21 protein-coding genes are annotated in these 21,794 nt (G+C 65.6%); 8 read left to right on the forward strand and 13 right to left on the reverse strand.

Going from position 1 to position 21,794, the window contains the following annotated elements; translation table 11 throughout:
* Positions 1 to 17 precede the first annotated feature (17 nt).
* Positions 18 to 488, forward strand: a complete 471-nt coding sequence (locus L0F51_RS16525; RefSeq protein WP_234630243.1) for a DUF2794 domain-containing protein — start codon at positions 18 to 20, stop codon at positions 486 to 488.
* A gap of 27 nt (positions 489 to 515) precedes the next feature.
* On the opposite strand, the gene L0F51_RS16530 is transcribed toward L0F51_RS16525, so the two are convergent.
* The 4 genes from L0F51_RS16530 to L0F51_RS16545 form a co-directional block, all read right to left on the reverse strand.
* Complete coding sequence (locus L0F51_RS16530; RefSeq protein ID WP_234630244.1) at positions 516 to 1,091, reverse strand: GNAT family N-acetyltransferase; 576 nt, start codon at positions 1,089 to 1,091, stop codon at positions 516 to 518.
* Between the two features lie 94 nt (positions 1,092 to 1,185).
* Positions 1,186 to 1,956: a Bax inhibitor-1/YccA family protein gene (locus L0F51_RS16535; RefSeq protein ID WP_234630245.1), complete on the reverse strand. Its 771-nt coding sequence runs from the start codon at positions 1,954 to 1,956 to the stop codon at positions 1,186 to 1,188.
* A gap of 142 nt (positions 1,957 to 2,098) precedes the next feature.
* Positions 2,099 to 4,684, reverse strand: a complete 2,586-nt coding sequence (locus L0F51_RS16540) for an ABC transporter permease (protein WP_234630246.1) — start codon at positions 4,682 to 4,684, stop codon at positions 2,099 to 2,101.
* A 7-nt stretch (positions 4,685 to 4,691) separates the two neighbouring features.
* Positions 4,692 to 5,417 carry an ABC transporter ATP-binding protein gene (locus L0F51_RS16545; RefSeq protein ID WP_234630247.1) on the reverse strand — a complete coding sequence of 242 codons (726 nt, stop codon included), beginning with the start codon at positions 5,415 to 5,417 and terminating at the stop codon, positions 4,692 to 4,694.
* Between the two features lie 191 nt (positions 5,418 to 5,608).
* On the opposite strand from L0F51_RS16545, the gene L0F51_RS16550 reads away from it, so the two are divergent.
* Positions 5,609 to 6,235, forward strand: a complete 627-nt coding sequence (locus L0F51_RS16550) for an arylesterase (RefSeq protein WP_234630390.1) — start codon at positions 5,609 to 5,611, stop codon at positions 6,233 to 6,235.
* Between the two features lie 47 nt (positions 6,236 to 6,282).
* Here the strand turns inward: L0F51_RS16550 and L0F51_RS16555 are convergent, their stop codons facing one another.
* Together L0F51_RS16555 and acnA are read right to left on the reverse strand one after the other, a co-directional pair.
* A complete protein-coding gene (locus L0F51_RS16555) occupies positions 6,283 to 7,080 on the reverse strand; it encodes a DUF1223 domain-containing protein (RefSeq protein ID WP_234630248.1) in 798 nt (265 codons plus the stop codon).
* A gap of 88 nt (positions 7,081 to 7,168) precedes the next feature.
* The gene (gene acnA, locus L0F51_RS16560) at positions 7,169 to 9,931 is read right to left on the reverse strand and encodes an aconitate hydratase AcnA (protein WP_234630249.1); all 2,763 of its coding nucleotides are present in this window, start codon (positions 9,929 to 9,931) and stop codon (positions 7,169 to 7,171) included.
* 216 nt (positions 9,932 to 10,147) lie between these two features.
* Between acnA and ccmA the strand changes: the two genes are divergently transcribed.
* The 5 genes from ccmA (at position 10,148) to L0F51_RS16585 (ending at position 13,052) form a co-directional block, all read left to right on the forward strand.
* Positions 10,148 to 10,741, forward strand: coding sequence for a heme ABC exporter ATP-binding protein CcmA (ccmA, locus tag L0F51_RS16565; protein WP_234630391.1), 594 nt, complete (start codon positions 10,148 to 10,150; stop codon positions 10,739 to 10,741).
* 10 nt (positions 10,742 to 10,751) lie between these two features.
* The gene (ccmB, locus tag L0F51_RS16570) at positions 10,752 to 11,420 is read left to right on the forward strand and encodes a heme exporter protein CcmB (RefSeq protein WP_234630250.1); all 669 of its coding nucleotides are present in this window, start codon (positions 10,752 to 10,754) and stop codon (positions 11,418 to 11,420) included.
* Between the two features lie 80 nt (positions 11,421 to 11,500).
* A complete protein-coding gene (locus L0F51_RS16575) occupies positions 11,501 to 12,265 on the forward strand; it encodes a heme ABC transporter permease (protein ID WP_234630251.1) in 765 nt (254 codons plus the stop codon).
* Between the two features lie 8 nt (positions 12,266 to 12,273).
* Positions 12,274 to 12,438 (forward strand): heme exporter protein CcmD, encoded by a 165-nt coding sequence (gene ccmD / locus L0F51_RS16580; RefSeq protein ID WP_234630252.1) that lies wholly within the window; start codon positions 12,274 to 12,276, stop codon positions 12,436 to 12,438.
* Positions 12,435 to 13,052, forward strand: a complete 618-nt coding sequence (locus tag L0F51_RS16585; RefSeq protein WP_234630253.1) for a DsbE family thiol:disulfide interchange protein — start codon at positions 12,435 to 12,437, stop codon at positions 13,050 to 13,052. The genes ccmD and L0F51_RS16585 overlap by 4 nt, the downstream gene beginning before the upstream one ends.
* 125 nt (positions 13,053 to 13,177) lie before the next feature.
* On the opposite strand, the gene L0F51_RS16590 is transcribed toward L0F51_RS16585, so the two are convergent.
* The 5 genes from L0F51_RS16590 to dapF all read right to left on the reverse strand — a co-directional run bounded on the left by L0F51_RS16590 (position 13,178) and on the right by dapF (position 18,626).
* Complete coding sequence (locus L0F51_RS16590) at positions 13,178 to 13,966, reverse strand: tellurite resistance TerB family protein (protein ID WP_234630254.1); 789 nt, start codon at positions 13,964 to 13,966, stop codon at positions 13,178 to 13,180.
* Between the two features lie 128 nt (positions 13,967 to 14,094).
* A complete protein-coding gene (locus L0F51_RS16595; protein ID WP_234630255.1) occupies positions 14,095 to 14,694 on the reverse strand; it encodes a septation protein A in 600 nt (199 codons plus the stop codon).
* Between the two features lie 76 nt (positions 14,695 to 14,770).
* Positions 14,771 to 16,486, reverse strand: coding sequence for a signal recognition particle-docking protein FtsY (ftsY, locus tag L0F51_RS16600; RefSeq protein ID WP_234630256.1), 1,716 nt, complete (start codon positions 16,484 to 16,486; stop codon positions 14,771 to 14,773).
* Entirely contained in the window at positions 16,486 to 17,760 is a 1,275-nt protein-coding gene (gene mtaB / locus L0F51_RS16605; RefSeq protein WP_234630257.1) for a tRNA (N(6)-L-threonylcarbamoyladenosine(37)-C(2))-methylthiotransferase MtaB, read from the reverse strand. Before mtaB ends, ftsY begins: the two co-directional genes overlap by 1 nt.
* On the reverse strand, positions 17,757 to 18,626 hold the full coding sequence (dapF, locus tag L0F51_RS16610) for a diaminopimelate epimerase (RefSeq protein WP_234630258.1): 870 nt from the start codon (positions 18,624 to 18,626) through the stop codon (positions 17,757 to 17,759). The genes mtaB and dapF overlap by 4 nt, the downstream gene beginning before the upstream one ends.
* A 209-nt stretch (positions 18,627 to 18,835) precedes the next feature.
* Here dapF and L0F51_RS16615 point away from each other — a divergent pair, with 209 nt between their 5' ends.
* Complete coding sequence (locus L0F51_RS16615; protein ID WP_234630259.1) at positions 18,836 to 20,140, forward strand: YihY/virulence factor BrkB family protein; 1,305 nt, start codon at positions 18,836 to 18,838, stop codon at positions 20,138 to 20,140.
* 144 nt (positions 20,141 to 20,284) lie between these two features.
* Here L0F51_RS16615 and L0F51_RS16620 read toward each other — a convergent pair whose 3' ends face one another.
* Both L0F51_RS16620 and L0F51_RS16625 read right to left on the reverse strand, forming a co-directional pair.
* Positions 20,285 to 20,629, reverse strand: coding sequence for a RidA family protein (locus L0F51_RS16620; RefSeq protein WP_092813456.1), 345 nt, complete (start codon positions 20,627 to 20,629; stop codon positions 20,285 to 20,287).
* A gap of 40 nt (positions 20,630 to 20,669) precedes the next feature.
* Positions 20,670 to 21,791, reverse strand: coding sequence for an NAD(P)/FAD-dependent oxidoreductase (locus L0F51_RS16625; RefSeq protein ID WP_370642434.1), 1,122 nt, complete (start codon positions 21,789 to 21,791; stop codon positions 20,670 to 20,672).
* Positions 21,792 to 21,794 lie beyond the last annotated feature (3 nt).

Consider the following 21,794-nt stretch of genomic DNA (forward strand, 5'->3'; position numbering starts at 1 on the left):
GCCATCAGGAGGCTTGCTTGAGCGAGACAGAAGACGGGTCTAGGGCCGCGCTGCGGACGGGTTTCGCAGCGCATTCGAGCGAGAAAACGAGCGGGCATTCGCCGATGCATGCCGGGGGGCATTCGTCGACGCATTCTGGGGCGCAGTCTGGGACGCATTCCGGTGGGAAGTCCGGCGCCAACAAGGCGCTGGTCGCCTTCCACCGCACCGAACTCGACGTCATCCTCAGAGTTTACGGGCGGCGCGTGGCGGAAGGCGAATGGCGCGATTACGCCATCGACCATCTGGCGGATCGGGCGATTTTCTCGATCTTCCGGCGCGCCAGCGAAATGCCGCTCTACAAGGTGGAGAAGGTGCCCGCTCTCGCGCGCAAACAGGGCGCCTACCGGGTGGTGGCGACCGGCGGCACGATCCTGAAACGCGGCCACGATCTGGCGCAGGTTTTGAAGATTCTCGACAAGCCGAAGCTGAAGCTCGTGTCGGGCTGAGCTGCCGGCGCTGCCTGGCGGCCGATCCTAAGACGCCGGAAGCCCGGGATCGCGATCGGGCAGGGTGCTGCCGCCTTCGCCGAGTTCTTTTTGCATCCACACCGTGTCGAGCCAGCGGCCGAACTTGAAGCCCGAGGCGGTGATGGTGCCGGCATTGCGGAAGCCCAAGGCCGCGTGCAGGCCGACGGAGGCGACATGGCGGCTGCCGTCGCCGATGACGGCGACCATCTGGCGAAAGCCGCGCCGTTCCGATTCCTGAATGAGCGCTTCGAGCAGGCGCCGGCCGATCCCCTGGCGGTGCGCTTCTGGATGAATGTAGATCGCGTCCTCGACCATGTAGCGATAGGCGCGGCGGGCGCGAAAGGCGCCGGCATAGGCGTAGCCCAGGATCTCATCGCCACGAAGCGCCACGAGGTAGGGATGGCCGCCCGCCAGGATCGTCTCGAAACGCGACAGCATCTCGGCTTCGTCGGGCGCATCGAGCTCGTAGCTCGCCGTGCCGTGAAGGACGGCATGGGCATAGATCTTGGTGATGGCCGGGATATCGGCCGCTTCGGCGGCACGAATGGTGAGGGAGGCGGGTGTGTCCATGGCTTTCGCCATAGCGCTTTGCGCGATCAGCGTCGATGGGAGAAAGCGCACACAAAAACGGCGCCCGAAGGCGCCGTTCGAAGCTTTTTCAAAAACCTCTTTCCGCTCAGTTGCGGTTGCCCATGAACTGAAGCAGGAACATGAAGAGGTTGATGAAGTCGAGGTAGAGCTGCAGGGCGCCCATGATGGAGGCGCGGCCCGCGGCCACCGTGTCGCCGGACACGTAATCATACGTGTTCTTCAGCCGCTGTGTGTCGTAGGCGGTGAGGCCTGCGAAGAGCAGGACACCGATCGCCGAGACGGCAAACTGCAGCGCCGACGAGGCGAGGAAGATGTTCACGATCGAGGCGATGATGATGCCGATCAGGCCCATCACCAGGAATGAACCCCAGCCCGACAGATCCTTCTTCGTAGTGTAGCCCCACAGAGAGAGGCCACCGAAGGCCGCCGCCGTGACGAAGAACGTCTGCACGATCGACTGGCCGGTGAAGACCAGGAAGATCGTCGACAGGGACAGACCCATCACCGCCGCGAAGGCGAGGAACACCATCCGCGCCGTTCCCGGCTGCATGCGGTTGATGCCGGCCGAAAAGCCGAACACGAAGAGAAGCGGGGCGAACATGATCACCCACTTCAGCGGGCTCGCATAAACGGCCTGGCCGAAGGGCGTCAGCATCGCGCCACCCGCCGTCTGCTCGACGGCGAAATAGAACGTGGCGAAGGCGGCAACGCCGGTGACGGCAAGGCCCATCGCCATGTTGTTGTAGATGCCGAGCATGAAGGCACGCAGGCCCTCGTCGATGCCAGCGCGGGCGCCGGCCCGGGATACTGTGCTCGAGCGATCGACAGTCTGGTACTGCCGGTCGAATTCAGCCATCGAATTCCTCCTGTTGGGGTGCTCCGCCTAAGCTAAAAACGGGCGTCGCTCCGCATATGGCAATGGGACAAGTCCATCACAAGACCTGTCCGTCCTGGAAGAAATTAACATCACGCAAGGTTAAGCGAAACATTATCCCCGATCACAGATTGCGGAGGAAGGGCGCGGGGCGCACCGAGAGGATGCGCCAGGTGCCGGCAAGGCCGAGCCCGATCGTCACGACGAGGGCGATGACGGCCGCTGCCGCCGCGACCCAGGGGAAGAGCGTGAAGCGGAAATCCATGAGGGCGGAGACGACGAGCCAGGCGGCGCCGGCGCCCGCCAGAAGCGCGAAAAATCCCGTGGCGAGGCCGAGAAGCCCGTATTCGACGGCAAACGCCGTCATCAGCTGACGCCTGGTCGCCCCGAGCGCCTTCAGGATGACGGCATCCTGGCGGCGCTGGCGATGACCGGCGGCGAGCGCGCCGGCGAGAACGAGCATGGAGACGACGAGCGCCAAGGAGGCCGCGATGCGGACGGCGAGTGCCAATTGCCGCACCACGGAATTGACCGCCTCGATCGCGTCCTTCACCCGCACCGAGGTGACGCCCGGAAAGGCGTTGGTGACCTCGCGCAGGACGTTTCCGGAGACTTTCTCCGGGCTTCCTTCGGGCAGAGCGAGGGTCGCGAGATGGGTGTGCGGTGCGCCCGCAAACGTGTTCGGCGAAAACACCATGACGAAGTTGATGGCGAGCGATTCCCACTCCACGGAGCGGAAATTGGCGATTTTCGCGGTGATGGAGCGGCCGAGCACGTTGACGGTGATGGTGTCGCCGAGCTTGAGGCCGAGGCCGCGGGCAAGCTCGCCATCGAAGGAGACGAGGGGCTCTCCCGCATAATCTTCAGGCCACCATTCGCCCTCTTCGATGCGCGAGTTTTCGGGAAGGTCGCTCGAATAGGTGATGCCGCGGTCGCCGCGCAGCACCCAGCCGGAGCCTTCTTCCGGCTCGATCTCCGAAGCCGGGGTGCCGTGAAGCTCGGTGATGCGGCCGCGCAGCATCGGCACGGTCTGGATGGTGCCGTCGGGCGCCGCCTGGCGCAGGAGGGCGATGAACGGCTCGCGCTCGGCGTTCTGGATGTCGACGAAGAAAAAGTCCGGCGCCTCGTCGGCGATGCGCCCGGTCAGTTGGGCGCGCATATTGGTGTCGATGAGGGCGAGCGTGACGAGGAGCGTCAGGCCGAGACCGAGAGAGAGAACGACACTGCCGGTCAAGGCGCCCGGGCGCTGGATGTTGCGAATGGCGAGACGCAAGGTGGTGTTGCGGATGGTGCCGGCATGCGCGGCCGCCCAGACGATGGCGAAGGCGATGAGGCGCAGGACGAAAAAGACGACGATGACGCCCGCCACGAACCAGGCGGCGATATGCCAGTCGGCCGACAGGAGAATGGCGATCGCGGCGAGGCCGGCGAGAAGGCCGAGCTGCAGGAGGCGGATCGACAGAGCCGGTTTTGCGGCAAAATGCGCGGAACGGTCGGCAAACAGGCTGGACGCTTTGAGATCGCGGGCCCGGCCGAGCGGCCAGAGCGAGAAGGAGAGAGCGACGAGAAGCCCGTAGAGAGCGGCGAGCGCCAGTTCGCGCGGATAGAGCGCGGGGACGGCCGAGAGCGGCAGAATGTTGGAGAGGGCGGCAAGGGCCACGAAGGGAAGGATGGCGCCGACCGCGAGGCCGATCGCGATGCCGAGGGCGGCGAGGATGAGGATCTGCGTCAGATAGGTGCGGAAGACGAAGCTGCGCGAGGCGCCGAGGCATTTGAGCGTGGCGATCGATGGCCGCTTCAGATCGACGAAGCTTGCGACCGCATTGCCGACGCCGACACCGCCGACGACGAGGGCCGTGAGGCCGACGAGGGTCAGAAACTGGGCGAACCGGTCGATGTTGTCGGAAAGCCGCGGCGAGGCGTTGTCGCGCGAGCGCATGCGCCAGCCGGCTTCGGGGAAGCGCTCGTCGGCCGTGTCGCGGATCGCGGCGAGGCGTTCATCCGAGGCGCCGGGCAGGATGAGGCGGTATTCGTAGGTGATCAGGCTGCCCGGGCGCACGAGGCCTGTCGCTTCGAGTGTTGTCTCGGAGACGAGAAGGCGGGGGCCGAAGCCGATGCCGTCGGAAAGGCGGTCGGGCTCGGTCTCGGCGACGCCGCGGATCGCGACTTTCGTGGCGCCGAGCGCCACCTCGTCGCCCACGCTGAGGTTGAGCCGCTCCATCAGCTCCGGCGCGGCAACGGCGCCCGAAACCCCGTTCTGGGAGCTGAGCGCCTCCTGGACATCGCCGCCACCGGCAAGCGCAAAGGTGCCGAGCTGCGGATAGCCCGGCCCGACCGCTTTCAGCTCGACGAGCGTCTGGTCGGAGCCGTCGAGACGGCGGGCCATCGCCCGCATATTCGAGACGAGCGCGAGCGCGCCGCCGGCATCGTCGGCCGTCTTCGTGAGGAAGGCATATTCGTCCGGGTTCGCCTGACGGTGGATGAGCGAGAAGGAGATGTCGCCGCCGAGGATGGTGCGGCCCTCATGGGCGATGCCTTCCGTCAGGGCGCGCGAGACGGAATTGACGCCGGCAATCGCCGCCACGCCGAGTGCGATGCAGGCGAGGAAGACGTAGAAGCCGGCAAGGCCGCCTCTCAGCTCGCGCAGCGCAAAGCGCAGCGAGGTGGTTGCGGGGGCGCGGCGAGGGGCGGGGGAGGAAGAGGCTGTCATCGGCCGCTCAGGCCGGGCTCGCTACGGCGCGTTCGCGCGCCGGCACTGCCTTGTCGCCGCTCACCGGCTCAATATGGCCGCTCGCGATCCTGACGGTCCGGTCGCAGCGCTCGGCGAGCGCCCGGTCATGGGTGACGAGGAGAAGGGTGGTGGCGTGCTCGCGCACCGTCTCGAAGAGGAGATCGGCGATCTCGCGGCCGGTGTCTTCGTCGAGATTGCCGGTCGGCTCGTCGGCGATCAGGATCGCAGGCTCGGTGACGAGGGCGCGGGCGATCGCCACGCGCTGCTGCTCGCCGCCCGACAGCGCCGCCGGATAATGCGAGAGGCGCTCGCCGAGGCCGACGCGCGCCAGCATCTTTTCGGCGCGGGCGAAGGCATCTGCCTTGCCTGCGAGTTCGAGCGGCACGGCGACGTTTTCCAGCGCCGTCATCGTCTGCATCAGATGGAAAGCCTGAAAGACGAAGCCGATCTTGTCGCCGCGGAAGGCGGCGAGCGCGTCTTCGTCCATCTCCGAATAATCGCGCCCGGCGACGGCGACACGGCCGCGGTCGACGCGCTCGAGCCCCGCGACCACCATCAGAAGCGTCGATTTGCCGGAGCCCGACGGGCCGATGAGGCCGATCATCTCGCCAGGGGCGGCGACGAGGCTCGCCTGCCTCAGAACATGGACTTGGGAGCGGCCGGTGCCGAGCGTCAGCTCTGCACCGTCGATCAGAATGGCCGGTTCACGCACGCTTATGAAAACCTATATCCGCCTTCGGGCACGGCTGCGCATATGGGGCTTCGCATATGACATTCAAAGTTTCTGGGGGCGTTTATGGGGGGCAGGGTGCTCCGGGTCACGTTCCTTTGAGCAAAGGCGGTGTGAGGACAGGTGGTGCGGGCCGGATCTGGCCGGCGCTCGGGCTCGGGCTCGCTCTCATCATGGGAGGGATCATGGGCGGCGGACTTGTGGGCACGCGGGCGCAGGCGGCCGAGCCCGTGGAGATCGTCGCCTTCGGTGACAGCCTGACGGCGGGCTATGGCCTTGCCTCCGGCGCGGGCTTTGCCGATCAGCTGCAGGCGCGCCTCGACGACGAGGGGATCGCGGCCAAGGTGATCAATGCCGGCGTTTCCGGCGATACGGCGACCGGCGGGCAGCAGCGTCTCGAATGGTCGGTGCCGGAGACGGCCGATGCCGTTATCGTCGAACTCGGCGCTAATGATGCGCTCCGGGGCGTCGACCCGAAGGTGACGCGCGCGGCGCTGACCAAGATCGTCACGCGCTTGCAAGAGCGCGGCCAGAAGGTGCTTCTCGCCGGCATGTACGCGCCGCCCAATCTCGGCGACGAATATGGCGAGGCTTTCAACGCGATCTATCCCGATCTCGCGAAAGAGACGGGCGTTCTCTTCTATCCGTTCTTCCTCGACGGCGTGGCGCTCGACGACAGCCTGAAACAGCCGGACGGGCTGCATCCGACGAAAGAGGGCGTGACGGTCATCGTCGACAACATTTTGCCGAAGGTGAAGGAGCTGATCGAAGAGGTGCGGGAGGAGAAGGCGCCGGAGTGAGGGCGGGCGCCATCACGCGCCTCTCTTTTCGCGGTTCTTCGTAAACCTCAGCCCTGTGCCTCGGCGTGCAGCGTGCCGGCGCCGAGGATGCGGCCTGGGCCTTTGTCGCTTTCGATCTGCAGGATGATGGCGCAGCCTTTGCCGGGCCCTTCCATGACGGCTTCCGTCGGAAGAACGAGCTTCATTGCCTTGCCGTCCCACATGCCGATCGGCTCGTTGTCGAGGACGACATTGCGGTAGGTGAGGGTGCGGCCGCGGTTTTCGCCGGAGCGGATCGGCACATCGACCTTTTTCAGGAAGGTGACGAGGCGCACGGTCACCATGCCGTCTTGCGGAGGCGTGCCGGCGCCGATGTCGACGTTGAGGCGCTTGTGGCTGCGGGAGAGAGAGACCGAGACCGGGAGATGGGCCGTGGCGAGCAGCGAGGTGATCTTGTGGCGGTTGCTGCCGACATAATGGCCGTGGCCGTTGACCACCATCTGCGGGGTATAGACCTTGCCGTCACCACGCACCGCCGCATAGGCGCGCTGACGGGCGGTGTTTTCGGGCTGGGCGAGCGTGTCCTTCCAGCCGAGATAGTCCCAGTAATCGACCGGCAGCGACAGGATGATGAGATCGTCGTGGGTCGACAATTCGTTGAGAAAGGCGTCGGCCGGCGGACAGGCGGAACAGCCCTGGCTCGTGAAGAGCTCGATGACGGCCTTCGTCCCTGATCCGGGTGTGGCGGCTTGCGCGCTTTCGGCCTTGGCCGGCGCGGCTGCGATCGCAACGCCGAGCATGACAGCGAGCGTGGCGGGCAGGGCGAAAGGAAGCAGGCGGAAATAGCGATGCATGACGCGGCGCACTATGCCTGCTCCTCCCCCAAAAGAGTGTCACAAGGGGGTGAGCGCACACCCTTGTGACATGTCTTGAACCGTCGAGATCAGAAGATCCCTATGCGGCTTCTTTGTCGCTCACGAGGTTGCGCAGCACATAGTGCAGAATTCCCCCGTGGCGGTAGTAGTCGAGCTCGTCTTCCGTGTCGATGCGCACCATGAGCGGCACCTCCTCGGTGCGGCCGTCGGCGAAGGTGATCTTGGCCGTCACCTCGCTGCGCGGACGGATATCCGTGAGGCCCGCGATCGACACTTCCTCGTCGCCCTTGATGCCGAGCGACTGCCAGGACGTGTCGTCCTTGAAGACGAGCGGCAGGACGCCCATGCCGATCAGGTTCGAGCGGTGGATGCGCTCGAAGCTCTCCGCGATCACGGCGCGCACGCCGAGAAGACGGGTGCCCTTCGCCGCCCAGTCGCGCGACGAGCCGGTGCCGTATTCCTTGCCGGCGAAGATGACGAGCGGCACGCCCTCTTCCTCGTAGCGCATCGCGGCCGTGTAGATCGGCAGCTCCTCGCCGGAGGGGTAGTGACGGGTGTAGCCGCCTTCGACGCCCGACAGGATCTGGTTCTTGATGCGGATGTTGGCGAAGGTGCCGCGCATCATCACTTCATGATTGCCGCGCCGCGAGCCATAGGAGTTGAACTCGATCGGCCGCACCTGATGTGACACCAGATAGTCGCCGGCGGGGCTGTCGCGCTTGATGGCGCCCGCGGGCGAGATGTGGTCGGTGGTGATGGAATCGAGGAAGAGGCCCAGAATGCGCGCCTTTTCCACGTCCTCCACCGGCTTCGGCGTCTTGTCCATGCCTTCGAAGAAGGGCGGGTTCTGGACGTAGGTCGACGACGACGGCCAGGTGTAGGTCATGCCGCCTTCGACCTTGATCCCCTGCCAGCGCTTGTCGCCGCGGAAGACGTCGCCGTAGCGGGTGCGGAACATCTCCTCCGAGATCACCTGGCGAACGATCTCGGCGACCTCCTTCGAGCTCGGCCAGATGTCCTTCAGGTAGACGGGGTTGCCTTCTCTGTCCTCGCCGAGCGGCTCCTCGGTGACGTTGAGGCGGAGCGAGCCGGCCAGCGCATAGGCGACGACGAGCGGCGGCGAGGCGAGATAGTTCGCCCGCACATCCGGATTGACGCGACCTTCGAAGTTGCGGTTGCCCGAGAGAACGGAGCAGGCGACGAGGTCGTTTTCGGCAATGGTTGCGGAAATCGCCTCCGGCAGCGGTCCGGAATTGCCGATGCAGGTGGTGCAGCCATAGCCGACGAGGTCGAAGCCGAGCGCGTCGAGATCTTCCTGCAGACCCGATTTCGCCAGATAGTCGGTGACGACCTGCGAACCCGGGGCGAGCGAGGTTTTCACCCACGGCTTCACCTCCAGGCCCTTCTCGCGTGCCTTGCGGGCGAGAAGTCCGGCGGCGATCAGAACGCTCGGATTGGAGGTGTTGGTGCACGAGGTGATCGCGGCAATGACCACGTCGCCGTCGCGCAGATGATATTCCATCCCCTCGACCGGATAGGACGGCACGTCCATGACGCCTTCGGCGCCTTCGTCCATGTAACGGGCCTCGCCGGTGCTTTCCGGCGGCTCCTGCGAGCTCTTCTTGCCGCCGCGCAATTCGCCGAGAGCGCTTTCGAAGGCGCCTGCGGCGTCCGTCAGAGGCACCCGGTCCTGCGGGCGCTTCGGACCGGCCAGCGAGGGAACCACCGTGGAGAGGTCGAGCGTCAAGGTGTCGGTGAAATGCGGATCGGGCGTGTCGTCGAAGCGGAACATGCCCTGCGCCTTGGCATAGGCCTCCACCAGCTCGACGCGATGCGGATCGCGCCCGGTCGCCTTCAGATATTTGAGGGTGTCGTTGTCGATCGGGAAGAAGCCGCAGGTGGCGCCATATTCCGGCGCCATATTGCTGATCGTGGCCTGATCTTCGAGTGAGAGGTTGGACAGGCCCTCACCGAAGAATTCCACGAACTTGCCGACGACGCCCTTCTTTCTGAGCATCTGGGTGACGGTCAGAACGAGGTCGGTCGCGGTCGTGCCCTCCGGCAGGCGGCCGGTGAGGCCGAAGCCGATGACTTCCGGGATGAGCATGGAGATCGGCTGGCCGAGCATGGCGGCCTCCGCCTCGATGCCGCCGACGCCCCAGCCGAGAACGGAGAGGCCGTTGACCATCGTCGTATGGGAATCGGTGCCGACGAGGGTGTCCGGGAAGGCAAACGTTTCGCCGTCTTCCTCACGCGTCCACACCGTCTGGGCGAGATATTCGAGGTTCACCTGGTGGCAGATGCCGGTGCCCGGAGGAACGACGCGGAAATTTTCAAACGCGCCCTGGCCCCAGCGCAGGAACTGATAGCGCTCGCCGTTGCGCTCGTATTCCATCTCGACGTTTTTCTCGAAGGATTCCGGCGTGCCGAAATAATCGACCATCACGGAATGGTCGATGACGAGGTCGACCGGGACGAGCGGGTTGATGACGTTCGGATCGCCGCCGAGATGCGTCGTGGCGTCGCGCATGGCAGCGAGATCGACGACGGCGGGCACGCCGGTGAAGTCCTGCATGAGGACGCGCGCCGGACGATAGGCGATCTCACGCGAGGAGCGGCGCTCCTTCAGCCATTCGGCGACGGCCTTGATGTCGTCGGCGGTGACGCTGCGCCCGTCTTCGAAGCGCAGGAGGTTTTCCAAGAGGACTTTGAGCGAGAAGGGCAGGCGGGAAACGCCGTCGAGCCCGTTCTTTTCCGCTTCAGTCAGAGAGAAATAGGTATAGGTCCGCCCATCGACTTCGAGCTGTTTTCGGGCCTTGAAACTGTCGAGAGATTTGGTCACGCGAGGCTCCTTTGATCGCACAATGAGGCCGGCCGCTCTTGGGCCAATGCCTCTCCTCCGGTGCGGTTCCGGCTGATTTTTTGGAGGCCGGCGGAGAGGAGCGCCTGCCGCCGCCGGTTGCCGGGCATATAGAATATTCTTAAAGCGGAGACCAGCCGCGCAAACGGCCGATGCCGCAGAGAACGACACTTGGTCCAAAATTCCTTTCCCAGTCCGATTTCCGTGAATGCCGAAGATCTCGCCTGCGAACGCGGGGGACGGCCGATTTTCGAAGGCGTCAGCTTTTCGCTGTCAGGCGGCGAAGTGCTCGCCATCGTCGGTCCGAACGGCACCGGCAAATCGAGCCTGTTGCGCATGATCGCGGGGCTTCTGTTTCCGGTCGCCGGTTCCGTGACGATCAAGGCCGGCACGCTGGAGGAGGGGTTTTTGCACTTCCTCGCCTATGGCGACGGGCTCAGAAGCGTCTTCACGGTGGAAGAAAACCTGAAGCTCTGGTCGCGCATCTATGGGGGCGAGACGGGCGGCGAGGCGATCTACGACGCGCTCGAAAAGGTGGGCCTCGCGCATGCCATGCATCTGCCGGCGCGGGCGCTTTCGACCGGGCAGCGGCGACGCGCCGGGCTTGCGCGACTCGTCTTGTCGAAGCGGCCGGTCTGGCTTCTCGACGAGCCGACCTCGGGCCTCGACCGCGACGGCGAGGCGGTGCTCGGCGGGCTGATGCGGACGCATCTCGATGCCGGCGGCGCCATCATCGCGGCCACCCATCTCACCCTTCCCGTGCCGCCGACCCGCACGCTCGAGCTGCAATGAGAAAGCCTTCATGAGCGCCTTTTCCGCCATCATCGGACAGACGGTCAAAGCGAGCTTCCGCGCCGGCGGCGGTGCGCTCACCGGCCTCCTCTTCTTTCTGACCGTCGTCACCGTGTTTCCGTTCGGCGTCGGCCCGGATCTCAATCTTCTCGCCCGCATCGGGCCGGCGGTTCTGTGGATCGGGGTGCTGCTGTCGCTGCTTCTCGGGCTCGACCGGCTCTTCGGCCAGGACCGCGAGGACGGAGCGCTCGAACTCATCATGGTGTCGGGCGAGCCCCTGGCGCTCTTCGTCTTCGCGCGCGCGGCCGGCTACTGGCTGGCGCACGGGCTGCCGATCGTGGTCGTGGCGCCGATCCTCGGCCTCATCCTCAATCTCGACGCGCTGTCGCTTGCCGCCGTCACGGCGACGCTCGTCGTCGGCTCGCCGGCCCTTGCGATGATCGGCGCGGTGGGCGGGGCGCTGACGGCGGGGCTGGCGCGGGGCGGCATGCTTGCGGCGATCCTCGTCCTGCCGCTCTCGATCCCGGTGCTGATCTTCGGGGTCGCGGCCGTCAACGGGGCGATCGCCGATCCGGACCCGTTCCTCGCGCCCTTTCTGATTTTGTGCGCGTTCACGATGTTTTCAGCGGTTCTGGCGCCGATTGCGGGCGCAGCGGCACTTCGTCTCGGTCTCGATTGATCTAGCTCATGGCTGGTTGAGCCTGGACGTGAAAGCAAGTGGTGTTTGCTGTCACTCTAGAATGGTCCTAAAGTCTTCTCATGGGTACCATCTCCAGCCTCGCCAATCCGACACGCTTCCTGTCGTGGTCGGCACGTATCCTGCCCTTCGTCACCGTTCTCGCGGTGGTGACGCTGGCCATCGGCCTCTACCTGTCGCTGGTGGCTTCGCCGCCGGATTATCAGCAGGGCGACAGCGTGCGCATCATGTATGTGCATGTGCCGGCCTCCTGGCTTGCGATGTTCTGTTACCTGGTGATGGCGGGCGCGGCTCTCGGCACGCTCGTCTGGCGCCATCCGCTCGCCGACGTGTCGGCGCGGGCGGCAGCCCCGATCGGGGCGGCGTTCACCTTCCTCGCGCTCTTTACCGGCTCCGTCTGGGGCAAGCCGATGTGGGGCACCTGGTGGGTCTGGGACGCACGGCTCACCTCGGTTCTCGTGCTCTTCATCATGTATCTCGGGCTCTTGGCCCTGTGGCGCGCCTTCGATGACCCGACGCGGGCGGCGAAGGTCGCGGCCGTCCTCATCCTCGTCGGTTTCGTCAACATCCCGATCATCAAGTTCTCGGTCGATTGGTGGAACACGCTGCATCAATCGGCGAGCGTCATCCGCCTCGACGGGCCGTCGATCGCGCCGTCGATGCTGTGGCCGCTCGTGGTGATGGCCGTCGCCTACACACTTATTTTTGTCGCCCTGCATCTTGCGGCGATGCGTGCGGAGATCTATCGGCGCAGGGCGCGCACGACGGAGATCCTGATCGCGGCCCGCCGCCCGAGCACGGCCGTCAGACCCGCCGCCGCGCATTAGAGGTCGCCATGACGCATCTGCCTTTTATCCTCGCAGCCTATGGTGCGAGCGCGCTCGTTCTCATCGGCCTCGTCGTGTGGGTCGTGGCCGATACGCGCATTCAGAAGCGTCGGCTCAACGAATTGGAAAAGGCCGGCCCCAGGCGCCGCCGCTCGACGACACAAGGCCTATGAAACCTCCCATCAAGACGACGAGCAAACGGCGCAATTCGCCCGCGATGAAACGCGTCTGGCTCGTTTTACTGCTCGTTCTGTTCATGGCTCTCGTGGCCATCTTCTGGAAACAGCTCGGCGAGGACGCCTCGCAGGTTCCCTCCGCTCTCATCGGCAAGGAAGTGCCCGATTTCGATCTTCCGCCGCTTTACGAAGACGGCAAGGGTCTCAAGACCGCCGATCTCGAAGAGGGCGTGCATCTCGTCAATATCTGGGCGTCCTGGTGCGGCCCGTGCCGCGGCGAGCACCCTGTGCTGATGCAATTGTCGGAAGACGACCGCTTCGACGTCACCAGCATCAATTACAAGGACGAGGGCGAAAACGCCCGCCGCTTCCTCGGGACGCTCGGCAATCCCTTCGATCGCATCGCGACGGATTCGACCGGGCGCACGGCGATCGATTGGGGCGTCTACGGCGTGCCGGAGACGTTCATCGTGCGCGACGGCATCATCGTCTACAAGAATGTCGGCCCGCTCAATACCAAGGCGTTCGAGACGGATTTCATGCCGGCTCTGGAGAAGGCGATTGCCGAGGAAGAGGCCGAAAAAAGCGGCGGTCAGCAGCCGACGAGCTGAGCGCTCCTGAGCCGAGTTGGCCTGCGCTGAGTTGGCTCGCGCTGAGCGGACGACAAGCTGAGCGGATGCGTGGAACCGAAGCCGGGGCTCAACCCCGGCTTTTGTGTTTTATGCCTGCGGGCCGCTTATGCCGGCACTCCGTCTTCCTGCACCTCGTCGGTGGCGCGGCGGACTTCGTGGGTCAGCGCCTCGGGCAGGCCGAGCCTTGCCGCCAGCATGTCGAGATAGGCTCTCTCCGCCGGATGGTCGGGATCGATGGCGAGCAACGAGGCGGCGTAGACTTCCGTCGCCACTTCCTGGTTCGGCGTTCGCTCGACGAGGTCGTCGATGGAGAGCGGGCGGCGCATCTCGTCGAAGAGAAGGCCCTTGTCCTCGCTGTCGAGATCGAGCGCCTCGATGCGCTCGTAGATCGCTTCCTGCTCCTCCTGGTCGATATAGCCGTCGGCCTTCGCCGCGGCGATCATGGCGGAGAGGATGAGGCGGGCGCGGTCTTCCGCCTCGTGGCCGTCCGGCTCAAAGGCGGTGCCTTCGGGGGAGGGCAGTTCCTGGGCCGGCTGATGGGCGATCTGCGGCTGATGATGGGGCTGCTGCTGGGGAGGTAGCTCTCCGGCGTTTTTCGCCTGATGGTTCTGCCAGGCCTTGTAGGCGAGGCCCGCGACGAGGGCCATGCCGCCATATTTCACGGCCTTGCCGCCGAGTTTCCGGCCGCGCTTGGAGCCGAGAAGGTAGGTGGCGAGACCGCCGGCGAGCGCACCCTTCAGAGCCGAATTGCCCTGGCCGCCGAGAAACCCGCCGATCTGATCCTGGATCGAACCACCGGACGTCTGCCGCGGGTTCGCCGGCGTGCCGGCGCCCTGCTGTGCGCCTCCGCCCGTGCCGAGAAACTGGTCGAGAAGCTTCTGCGCGTCGATCATCAACGGTCCCTTTCGTTCTTGTGTCGGCGAAGGCCGACCGGGACCGATATCGTCATCGCCTTTCCGCGTCGCAACGGCGATGACGTATGCGTGATCTCGAGGCTTGCTACAGCCGCGCGAGGGGCGGCCTACTTGTCGCCGCCGAGCGGCTCCAGCGAGTGCCGGGTGATGAGCGGCATCTGCGTCAGCGTGAAGACGATGGTGAGCGGCATGATGCCGAAGACCTTGAAGCTCACCCAGAAGTCGGTGGAGAAATTGCGCCACACCACCTCGTTCAGGATGGCGAGGGCGAAGAAGAAGAGGCCCCAGCGGAAGGTCAATTTGCGCCAGCCCTCGGCATCGAGCCGAAAGACGCTGTCGAAGACATAGCCCAGGAAGGAGCGGCCGAAGGCGAGGCCGCCCAAAAGGATGGCGCCGAAGAGGGCGTTGACGATCGTCGGCTTCATTTTGATGAAGACTTCGTCATGCAGAATGAGCGTCAATGTGCCGAAGACGAGGACGACGATGCCGGTGACGAGCGGCATGATCGCGAGCTTCTTCGTCAGCCAATAGGAGACGCCGAGCGAGATCGCGATCGCCACCATGAAGGAGGCGGTGGCGACGAAAATGTCGAAGCGGGCATTGGCGAAAAAGAAGACGACCAGCGGGCCGAGCTCCAACAGGAGCTTGACGAGCGGCGGCAGGTGATCGCGGCCGGGATCGCCCGGTTCGCGCTCGAAGATCGACATGGCGGTCCTTCGTCAGCGTTGCGCTTCTATGTGCGGAGGGCGCCGCTTTGTGTCAATCGCGCCCTCCTTGCGGCGTTTACATGCCGGCAATGGCACGGGCGAAATCTTCCGCCTTGAAGGGCTGCAGATCGTCGATGCCTTCACCGACGCCGATGAAATGCACCGGCAGAGCGTGTTTTGCGGCGATCGCGACGAGGATGCCGCCGCGGGCGGTGCCGTCGAGCTTGGTCATGACGAGGCCGGTGACGCCGGCGCGCTGGCCGAAAATCTCCACCTGGGAGAGGGCGTTCTGCCCGGTCGTCGCATCGAGCGTCAAAAGCGTCGTGTGCGGTGCGCTCGGATCGTGCTTCTTGATGACGCGCACGACCTTTTCGAGCTCGTCCATCAATTCGGCGCGGTTCTGAAGACGCCCGGCCGTGTCGATGATGAGGACGTCGCTTCCCTCTTTCTTCGCCGCCTGCATGGCGTCGAAAACGAGGCCGGCCGCATCGGCGCCCTGGTCGCGGGCCACGACCGTGCTCTTGGTGCGCTCGCCCCAGATCTTCAGCTGCTCGATGGCGGCGGCGCGAAACGTGTCGCCGGCGGCGAGCATGACGCTCCGCCCCTCGGCGCGGAGCTTCGCCGCGAGCTTGCCGATCGTCGTCGTCTTGCCGGAGCCGTTGACGCCCACGACGAGGATGACGAAGGGCTTTTTGGCGGCATCGATGGCAAGCGGCTCGGTGACAGGGCCCAGGACTTTCGCCACTTCCTCGGCGAGGATGTTGCGGATCTCGTCTTCGCCGACCGTCTTGTCGTAGCGCTCGCGGGCGAGGCGCTCGGTGATGGCGGTCGCGGTCGCCACGCCGAGATCGGCCTGGATCAGGATGTCTTCCAGATCCTCCAGGGTCTCGTCGTCGAGCCGGCGCTTGGTGAAGGTGCCGGTGATGCGCGAGGTGATGGTGCTCGAGGATTTCGACAGGCCGGCGCGCAGGCGCTGCAGCCAGTTCTGGCGCGGCAGCTCGGTGGCGACGGGGAGGGTTTCGGCCGGTAAGGTTTCGGCGGATTCTTCGGCCGGTTCGATCTCGGCGGCCGCGTCGTCCGGCGCAAGGTCGGTCGCAGGTTTTGCCGTCTCAGGGGCCGTCTCAGGGGCCGTCTCTGGGGACGCCTCTTGGGCGGCCTCTGCGGTCGTCTCGGTTGCTGCCGGGCTTTCCGGGGGCACGAGAATGTCCGCGGCGCGCTCTTCGTCCGGCTCGGGCGCGTCTTCTGACGGCTCCGAAGCGGCCGGGGCCTCTTCGATCGCGGCTTCCTCTGCCGGCTCCGCCGGGCGCGGGGGCGCTTCGGGTTCCGGGGCGGGTGCACGGGCCGCGAGATCTTCGCCCGCCTCTTCTTCTTCCGGCTCCGGCTCTGGCACCTTGACGGGATGCTCGGCGAACGAGGCCGCTTCCGCGTCGGCATCGGCTGGCGCGGCCGCGGGGCGGTGGAGGTCGGCGTCCGGCGCCCCTGCCTCTTCGACGACGCCGATATCGGTCTCGGTCGTCTGGGCGCCGCGCTCCTCCGTCTCGAGCTGGTGGCCGGCGAGGGGCTCTTCTTCGTCTGTTTCTTCTGGAGGGGTGTCTTCGGAAGCGGCCTCTTCGAGGGTGGTTTCTTCAGAGGTGGTTTCTGCGGCGGCCTTCTCTTCCGAGGCGGCTTCGCTTTCTTCCGCGGCCTTGTCTTCTTCCGCCTGCGTCTCGTCGAGCGGCGCCTCTTTCTCGGCGACATCGTTGCCTTCGCCGAAAAGGATGCGCTTGAAGAAGCCACGCTTCTCTTTTGCCATTATGCGGCCTCCGCCAGCTGCTGGCCCTGCAACATGCCGGCCTCGATGCCGGCGATGCGCACGTTCAAAATGTCTCCGGCCGTGCCTGCGGACCCGAGGCGCACCGGCGCGAATTGTTCGGTTCGGGCGGAGCCCTCCTTCTCCACCAGCACGCGGCGCTCATGGCCGAGCTCGCTTTCGAGGAACCGCCGCTCGGCGACTTCGCCCGCTTCCCGGAGGCGGCGTGCGCGCTCCTTGATCTCCTGGCGCTCGAGCATCGGCATGCGTGCGGCCGGCGTGCCCTTGCGCGGCGAGAAGGGGAAGACGTGCAGGAAGGTGAGGCCGCAATCCTCGATGAGGCGGAGAGAGTTCTGGAACATCTCCTCCGTCTCTGTCGGGAAGCCCGCGATGAGATCGGCGCCGAAGACGATGTCGGGACGCAGCCGGCGCGCTTCCTCGCAGAAGCGGATCGCATCGTCGCGCAGATGCCGGCGCTTCATGCGCTTCAGGATCATGTCGTCGCCGGCCTGCAGCGACAGATGCAGATGCGGCATCAGCCGCTCTTCCTCGGCGATCGCCCGCATGAGGTCGGGATCGGCCTCGATGGAATCGATGGAGGAGAGGCGCAGGCGCGCCAGTTCCGGCACGTGGCGCAGGATGGTGCGCACGAGACGGCCGAGACGCGGCGCGCCCGGCAGATCGGCGCCCCAGGAGGTGAGGTCGACGCCGGTCAGAACGATTTCGGGATAGCCCGCGGCGACGAGACGGCGGACTTCCTCCACGACCGGGCCCATGGCGACAGAGCGGGAATTGCCGCGGCCATAGGGGATGATGCAGAAGGTGCAGCGATGGTCGCAGCCGTTTTGCACCTGCACGAAGGCGCGGGTGCGGCCCTCGAAGGCGTCGACGAATTGCGGCGCGGTTTCGCGGATCGCCATGATGTCGGAGACGACGATCTTTTCCGGCGGTGGCAGATCCATGGGCGAGCGGGCGACGCGGGCCCAGGCGGAGCGCTCGGTCTTTTCGGCATTGCCGAGAACGAGATCGACCTCGGCCATCTCGGCGAACATTTCCGGATCGGTCTGCGCGGCGCAGCCGGTGACGACGATGCGGCGGCCGGGATTTTCGCGCCGTGCCTTGCGGATCGCCTGGCGCGCCTGGCGCACCGCCTCCGCCGTGACGGCGCAGGTGTTGACGATGATGGCGTCGGAGAGCTCTTCGCCCGCCTCGCGGCGCATGACTTCCGATTCATAGGTGTTGAGCCGGCAGCCGAAGGTGAGGATGTCGAGGCTCATTCGGCCGCCTCCTCGGCGCGCTGCCAGGCGCCCGTCTCAGGATCGAACGTGCCGGCAAATTCCGTCTCGGCCGGGCCGGTCATCCAGATGTGGTCGCGCTCGTCCCAGCGGATCGTGAGTTCGCCGCCCGGCATGGCGATCACCGCCTCGCGGGCCGAACGGCCGGTGCGGGCGGCGGTGACGAGCGTGGCGCAGGCGCCGGTGCCGCAGGCGCGCGTCAGGCCGGCGCCGCGCTCCCAGGTGCGAATGCGGATGCGGTTCGGGGTTTCCACATGCGCCACGGTGATGTTGGCGCGTTCCGGAAAGATCGGATGGTTTTCCAGAAGCGGGCCGAAACGCTCGATCTGATGCGCGTCGACGTCGTCGACGAAAAAGACGGCGTGCGGGTTGCCGACATTGACGACGGAGGGCGAATGCAGAACCGGCGCATCGACCGGGCCGATCTGCAGTTCGATCGCACGGGTGTCGTGGAATTCCTCGGCGAGCGGGATCGATTGCCAGTCGAATTTCGGCACGCCCATATCGACGGAAATCGTCTCGCCGGAGATCTGGCCGAGGAGAAGGCCGGCGCGCGTCTCGATCGAGGCATGGGGCTTGCCCGTCTCCGCCATGACGAGGGAGGCGACGCAGCGCGTGGCGTTGCCGCAGGCCGCAACCTCGCCGCCATCGGCATTGTCGATGCGCATGAAGATATCGGCGCCCGAGGGCGAACGCTCCAAGGTGATGAACTGGTCGAAGCCGACGCCCGTTTTTCGGTCGGCGAGCTTCCTGATGATTTCAGGCGCCGGACGCACGCCTCCCGCACGCGTGTCGACGACCATGAAGTCGTTGGCGAGACCGTTCATTTTCAAAAAGGGCGTGTTCATGGGCGCCTATATGGGCGAAACCAGGACAGAACGCCAGATGAGGCGAAAACTGGCAAAGCGCCATTTTGTCTTGGGTCTTTGTGGGGGTGCCGGCGCGTCCGCCGATTTGCGGCGCCGATTTGCGGCGCCGAGATGGACCCAGCGGCGCATCCTGCGGCCCATTGGGCGGAACCAACGCCCCGGCCGCCGATTATTCGGCCAAGGGATTCATGAACAACGACAGACCACACAGCCAGCATGCCCGCGATCCGCGCGGCCGCGATGCCCGCCAGCCGACGCAGATCCCGTTTCTGGGCTGGAAAGACATTTTCTGGCGCGTGAGCCAGGAGATCGGCGAGGACCGCGTTTCGCTCGTGGCGGGCGGCGTCACCTTCTATCTGCTTCTCGCCGCCTTTCCGGCGCTCGGTGCGCTCGTTTCCATCTACGGGCTCTACAACGATCCGGCCAACCTCGCCTCACAGCTGCAGTCGCTGCAGGCGGTGATGCCGCAGGCGGGCATGGACATTCTGCAGCAGGAGCTCGAACGGCTCGTCACGGCGAAATCCTCCTCGCTCAGCTTCGCCTTCCTGACGACGCTCGCGCTGTCGCTGTGGAGTGCCAACAAGGGCGTGAAGTCGCTGTTTCAGGCGCTCAACGTCGCCTACGAGGAGAAGGAGAAGAGGAATTTCTTCGTACTCAACGTCGTGTCGCTCGCCTTCACGCTCGGCTTTCTGATCCTCATCATCCTGTTCTTGAGTGCCACGATCGTGGTGCCGGCCGTGCTCGCCTATCTCGGCCTCCATCAGGGATGGCTGGTCGCCTCGATCCGGTGGCCGATCCTGCTTCTGGTCGCGGCCTTTTCGATCGGCATCCTCTATCGCTACGGGCCGAGCCGGCGGCCGTCGCGCTGGCGCTGGGTGACCTGGGGCGGGACGATCACCGCCGTGGTGTGGATCGCAGCCTCGATCCTGTTCTCCTGGTACATTGCGAATTTCGCCGATTACAACGCCACCTACGGATCGCTCGGGGCGGTGATCGGCATCATGATGTGGATCTGGGTGTCGGTCTTCGTGCTTCTTGCAGGCGCCGAGCTCAACGCCGAGATGGAGCATCAGACCGCCCGCGACACGACCTTGTCGCCGGAAAAGCCGATCGGGCTCCGCGGCGCGCATATGGCCGATACGGTCGGCAAGGGGCTCGACGGGTCGGGCGGCGGTGCCGGCATCGACCTCTTCGGCACGCGTCAGCCGCTCGGACGCGACCGCCCGTTCAGCTTCGGCGAGCTGATCACGCTCGGGATCCCGTTCGTTCTGATCGCCATCCTTCTCACGCCACCGAAGCGACGGTCAGCGAAAAGCGGACGGCATTCGTCGAAGCGGGACGCGCGTGAGACGAGCGAGGATGGGAAGCGGAGCCGGAGCGAGAAAAAGGCCGGCACGAGCGCCAAAGATGCCAAAAGCGGGCGGCGATCGGCGTCCGGGAGCGTTCTCGCCTCGGTTCTGCGTCTGGCTGCGGCGCAGGCCGCCAAGCGCTGAGCGAAGACGGATTTCTCGGAGGAAGGGAGCGGCGGCTGAGCCGCTCGGGGTTCCCGCCGGGGGAAGGCGAGAACCCGTTGCAGGGCGTGGCGCCGGGCGATGCGTGGTACGGGCCGCCGGCGACACGCGTCGTCAGATTTGGACTTACTTCGCCGCGGAGACGACGACCTCGATCAGCGTGCCCTTGCCGAGTTCGGCGACGCCGATCGTGGCGCGGGTCGGCAGATGCTCGGCCGGCAGCCAGGCGAGCCAGGCCTCGTTCATGCCGTCCTTCTGGGAGAAGTCGGAAATGTAGATCATCGCCGTCAGGAGCTTCTCCTTGGAGGAGCCGACCTTGGCCAGAAGATCGTCGATCTTCTTGCAGATCTCTTCCGTCTGCCCCTTCATGTCCTTGCTCATATCGTCGGCGACGAGGCCGCCGAAATAGAGAACGCCGTTATGCTCCACGACGCGATGGTTGATCTTCGTCTGGATGTGACGCTGGATCATTGTTTGTCCTTGCTTGGTTTTGGAGGGGGTGAGGCCCGCTTCAGGAATTGGCGAAGCGGGTGATGGAAAACGGTGCGATCGGGGCGTTGGTATGACCGGTCGCGATCAATTCCGCCATGAGCTCGCCGACGGCCGGGCCCAGCTGGAAGCCGTGGGCGGAAAAGCCGAAAGCATGGAAGGCGTTTTCGTGGGTCGATGAGGGGCCGATGACCGGAATGTCGTCGGGCATGCGGCCTTCGATGCCGGCCCAGGAGCGGACGATGGTGGCGCTCTTCATGATCGGAAAGATGCCGATCGCCGTCTCCGCCGAATAGCGCAGCTGCGAGAAGCGCATCTCGGATTTGTTGGTCTTCGGATCGGGATAGCCGCGGCGTCCGCCGCCGATGATGACGGTGCCGTTTTCCGCCTGCTTGAACGACAGCGGGCGGCCACAGCCGCCGACGACGGCATCGCAGAAGCGCTTCATGCGCGCCGTCACGATCATCATCGGCGCAATCGCCTCGATGGGGGCATGCTCGCCGAGCTGTCTGGCGATCTCGCCCGCCCAGGCGCCGGCGCAGTTGAGGAGATTGCGCCCCGTAAAGGTGCCGGCCGAGGTGTCGACGTGCCAGTCCTTCCCGTCGCGACGCACGGTCTCGACGCGCGTCTTCTCGAAGAACTGGACGCCGAGCGCGCGCGCCTTGCGCTGAAAGGCGAAGGTCGTGTTGTAAGGGATGGCGAAGCCGTCATCGAGGCTTGCGAGCCCGCCGACGCAATGCGGGGCGACGGCGGGGAGGAGACGCCGCAATTCCTGCTGATCGACGATGACCTCGTGGGTGAAGCCGAGTTCCCGAAGATCGGCGGCCCGCTTTTCGAGCGTTTCGAGCTCCGCTTCGGTCTCCGCCACCTTGATCTGCGGGCAGCGCTGAAAGCCGCAATCGTCGTCGACGAGATCCCCGATCCGGTGCCAGATCTCCATCGCGCGCACCGAGATCGGCACCTCGGCATAATTCCGGCCGAGGCGGCGCACGCCGCCGGCATTCACGCCGGAGGCATGGCGGCCGGCATTGTCCTTTTCGATGACGATCACCGACAGGCCGCGTTTGGCGGCGTGCAGTGCGGCCGAGCAGCCGTGCAGGCCGCCGCCGACGACGATGAGATCCGCCATAGGCGTGCCGGTCACGGT

Origin of the sequence: Afifella sp. H1R (assembly GCF_021462425.1) — a bacterium.
In the GTDB taxonomy this organism is placed as follows: Bacteria; Pseudomonadota; Alphaproteobacteria; order Rhizobiales; family Afifellaceae; genus Afifella; species Afifella aestuarii.

What these genes read in the sequence shown, in the direction of transcription:
- ccmB (WP_234630250.1), top strand. Translation starts at nt 10,752, where the DNA reads ATGAGCGCCTTTTCCGCCATCATCGGACAGACGGTCAAAGCGAGCTTC.
- L0F51_RS16530 (WP_234630244.1), bottom strand. Translation starts at nt 1,091, where the DNA reads ATGGCGAAAGCCATGGACACACCCGCCTCCCTCACCATTCGTGCCGCC.
- L0F51_RS16590 (WP_234630254.1), bottom strand. Translation starts at nt 13,966, where the DNA reads ATGATCGACGCGCAGAAGCTTCTCGACCAGTTTCTCGGCACGGGCGGA.
- L0F51_RS16575 (WP_234630251.1), top strand. Translation starts at nt 11,501, where the DNA reads ATGGGTACCATCTCCAGCCTCGCCAATCCGACACGCTTCCTGTCGTGG.
- L0F51_RS16585 (WP_234630253.1), top strand. Translation starts at nt 12,435, where the DNA reads ATGAAACCTCCCATCAAGACGACGAGCAAACGGCGCAATTCGCCCGCG.
- L0F51_RS16620 (WP_092813456.1), bottom strand. Translation starts at nt 20,629, where the DNA reads ATGATCCAGCGTCACATCCAGACGAAGATCAACCATCGCGTCGTGGAG.
- L0F51_RS16535 (WP_234630245.1), bottom strand. Translation starts at nt 1,956, where the DNA reads ATGGCTGAATTCGACCGGCAGTACCAGACTGTCGATCGCTCGAGCACA.
- L0F51_RS16595 (WP_234630255.1), bottom strand. Translation starts at nt 14,694, where the DNA reads ATGTCGATCTTCGAGCGCGAACCGGGCGATCCCGGCCGCGATCACCTG.
- L0F51_RS16540 (WP_234630246.1), bottom strand. Translation starts at nt 4,684, where the DNA reads ATGACAGCCTCTTCCTCCCCCGCCCCTCGCCGCGCCCCCGCAACCACC.
- ftsY (WP_234630256.1), bottom strand. Translation starts at nt 16,486, where the DNA reads ATGGCAAAAGAGAAGCGTGGCTTCTTCAAGCGCATCCTTTTCGGCGAA.
- dapF (WP_234630258.1), bottom strand. Translation starts at nt 18,626, where the DNA reads ATGAACACGCCCTTTTTGAAAATGAACGGTCTCGCCAACGACTTCATG.
- L0F51_RS16615 (WP_234630259.1), top strand. Translation starts at nt 18,836, where the DNA reads ATGAACAACGACAGACCACACAGCCAGCATGCCCGCGATCCGCGCGGC.
- mtaB (WP_234630257.1), bottom strand. Translation starts at nt 17,760, where the DNA reads ATGAGCCTCGACATCCTCACCTTCGGCTGCCGGCTCAACACCTATGAA.
- ccmD (WP_234630252.1), top strand. Translation starts at nt 12,274, where the DNA reads ATGACGCATCTGCCTTTTATCCTCGCAGCCTATGGTGCGAGCGCGCTC.
- L0F51_RS16550 (WP_234630390.1), top strand. Translation starts at nt 5,609, where the DNA reads ATGGGAGGGATCATGGGCGGCGGACTTGTGGGCACGCGGGCGCAGGCG.